Genomic DNA, 2,839 nt, shown 5'->3' with positions numbered 1-2,839 from the left:
AGGCCCCGGAGCGATCCGGGGCCTTTTTGTTTGCGCGGAAGCAAGGCCCTCATCTCCCGCGTGGACCGTAGCTGAGCAACCGTACGCGGGGCCCTCTTCTCCCCTGGCGGGGCGAAGAAATTTAGGCGGGGTCGTGCCTGTTTCTCGACTCCTTCCGCGCGCCCGCGCCCTTCGACGCGATCAGACATCGCCCGAGGCGAGGCTTTGGGCCTGCTTGAGAAACCGCGCGCTGGGCGGGTTCAAGTGGAAACGGCAGGTCCCGGTCGGGCCATTCATCGTCGACTTCATATGCGCCGAACTCGGTCTGGTCGTCGAAGTCGATGGCGGCCAGCATTCAGCCGACGCTTCGCGCGACGAACGTCGCACGGCCGTTCTCGCCGCCCAGGGCCTGACCGTCGTTCGCTTCTGGAACTACGAGGTCCTCGAAGACCTCGACGCGGTCTGCGCCACGATCGTGGCCGAGTGCCAGCGCCTCGTCCTCGCCCGCGAAGCGGGAGAGGAGGGCCCCGCCACGCTGAGCGGAACGCGAAGCGATTGCGCGGGAGGTGAGGGCTAAGAAGCCCCCGCCCAAGCCCCCACGCGCTCCTCCAGCACGCTCAACGGCACCGGCCCCGCCGCCAGAACCGCCTCGTGGAAGTCGCGGATGTCGAAGCGGTCGCCCATGGCCTGGCGGGCCTGGGCGCGCAGGCCCAGGATCTTGAGCTGGCCGACCTTGTAGCTGGTCGCCTGGCCGGGGTTGCAGATGTAGCGCTCGACCTCGCGGCGGATGTTGAGCTCGGACATCATGGTGTTTTCGGTGAAGTACTGGATGGCCTGCTCGCGGCTCCAGCGGCGGGTGTGGATGCCGGTGTCGACCACCATCCGGATCGCCCGCCACAGCTCCAGCGACAGCCGCCCGAAGTCGAAATAGGGGTCCTGGTAGAAGCCCATTTCCTTGCCGAGCTTTTCGGCATACAGGCCCCAGCCCTCGATATAGGCGCCGTAGAAGCCGAACTTGCGGAACATCGGCAGGCCTTCCTGCTCGCCCGCGCGCGCGATCTGGAAATGGTGGCCCGGAGCCCCCTCGTGATAGGCGATGGCCTCGGCCTGGGGCTTGGAGACCTGGGTCATGTCCGCCAGGTTCACATAGTAGATGCCCGGCCGGGATCCGTCGGCCGACGGACGGTTGTAGAAGGCCACCGAGGCCGTGGACTCCCGCCAGGCCTCGACCGCGCGGACCTCCAGCCCGGCGCGCGGCAGGACGTGGAACCACGCCGGCGCCGCCTCCATCGCCTGGGCGATGAAGCGCCGGCTGTCCTCGAGGAAGGCCTCCTTGCCCTCCGGCGTGTTCGGATACTGGAACTGCGGGTCGGTCCGCAGGTGGTCGAAGAATTCGCGCAGCGTCCCGCCGAAGCCGACCTGGGCCTTGATGACCTCCATCTCGCCGTGCAGGCGCGCGACCTCCGACAGGCCCGTCTCGTGGATCCAGTCGGCGGTGTCGTTGGTCGAGTTGAAGAAGCGCAGCGAGGCCTCATAGAACTCCGCCCCGTCCCGCAGGGCCCAGACCCCGTCGTTGCGCTCACGACCTTCGCCGACCTCGGCGACCGCCGCCAGGAAGGTCTCATAGCCGCGCCGGAACGGCCCGGTCAGGGCCGCGCGGCCTTCGTCCAGCAGGGCGGCCTTCTCGCCGTCGGCGATCTCCAGCGCGGTCACCTTGGTCTGGAAGTCGGCCCACACCGGCGAGTCCGCCCCATCGTCGAACGGCGCGCCGGTGATCACCGCGCGGCCGTCGCGCAGGTTCGGCTCATAGACTAGCGCCGGCGGCGCCAGGCCATCGGCGGCGCGGGCGCGGAAGTCGGCCGCGACCTCGTTCATCACCCGCTCGACCGCGACCAGTCGCGAGACATAGGCCCGCGCGTCCTCGGCCGTGTCGACGCGATGGGCGTTGATCATCATCACCGGCAGCTGGCCCATGACGCTGCCCGAGTTGGACATCAGGTACTGGTGCCGGCGCCAGCGGAACAACTCCCTCTGCTGGGCCACGCCCTCGCGCAGAAGCCGCATCGACAGCTGCCCTTGCGGGCTCAGCGCGGCGGCCGCGAACCGCGTCTCGATGTCCGCCAGCTGGCGCTCGGCCAGGGCCAGGCCATCGACCGCGGCCTGGTCGGTGTAGTCGTCGAGCTCGCCGTAGCGCTCCTTCAGGCCCAGCTGGGTCAGGGTCTGGGGCGAACGCCGCGCCGCCTCCATGAAGGCCGCGTCCAGCGCCGAGGTCAGCTCGGCGTCGGCCGCCGTCGCCGGGTCCTGCAGGGCGGCACGCGCCATCGCCGCGGGCGCGGCGGCCGTGGCCATCAGGCCGAGAAGCACGGAACGGCGGTCGAACATGGGAAGTCCCTCCGAAAAGCGCGCAGACCTTAGGCCAAGCGACGGCCACGTCCACTTACGGATTGGTCAGGTCATCCCTGCACGCAACCGGCCGGCCAGAAGCCCGACGCCGAGCCAGGCCCCGACGATCGGACTCATCCCGACACCGACCATGGGCGCGGGAAAGTCCCCGAGCGCCGGCATGACAGCCCAGGTCAGGAGCATCACGCCCAGCGCCACACCGGCAGTGCGTGTCGGTCCTGCGCTCGAACGTGTCATTGCGACAGGCGTCAGGGCGCAAGCCGCGAGCAGCGCTGCCGAGACGATCGCCAGCGGGGGTGAGAGCTCCCAGCCTAGGCGAAACACCTCCTCCACCTCCGCGACCGGCGCCAGCGGATCGGGCCGGGCCCAGGCCATCGCCCCCAGCACCGCCGACCCCGCCATCAGCAGCGCCTTGACCGCCCGCCCGCTGTCCTCGCGCGCCGCGACGAGGATCATC

The 2,839-nt window shown here is 69.8% G+C and carries 2 protein-coding genes and 1 pseudogene; 1 reads left to right on the top strand and 2 read right to left on the bottom strand.

All coding sequences use genetic code 11. The features are described 5' to 3' along the window. The first annotated feature begins 214 nt into the window (after positions 1-214). Positions 215-556: an endonuclease domain-containing protein gene (locus Q0M60_RS04165; protein ID WP_296816298.1), complete on the top strand. Its 342-nt coding sequence runs from the start codon at positions 215-217 to the stop codon at positions 554-556. Here the strand turns inward: Q0M60_RS04165 and Q0M60_RS04160 are convergent. Both Q0M60_RS04160 and Q0M60_RS04155 read right to left on the bottom strand, forming a co-directional pair. Next, entirely contained in the window at positions 553-2,361 is a 1,809-nt protein-coding gene (locus Q0M60_RS04160) for a DUF885 family protein (protein WP_296816296.1), read from the bottom strand. The two genes, Q0M60_RS04165 and Q0M60_RS04160, sit on opposite strands and share 4 nt — an antisense overlap. Before the next feature lie 66 nt (positions 2,362-2,427). Continuing rightward, positions 2,428-2,839 (bottom strand): annotated as a pseudogene (locus Q0M60_RS04155) (hypothetical protein); the annotation flags it as partial.

It is taken from the genome of Brevundimonas sp., assembly GCF_024711105.1.
Lineage (GTDB): Bacteria > Pseudomonadota > Alphaproteobacteria > Caulobacterales > Caulobacteraceae > Brevundimonas.
Note: the sequence above shows the minus strand (reverse complement) of the source record. Positions and strands in the feature narration are given on the sequence as shown.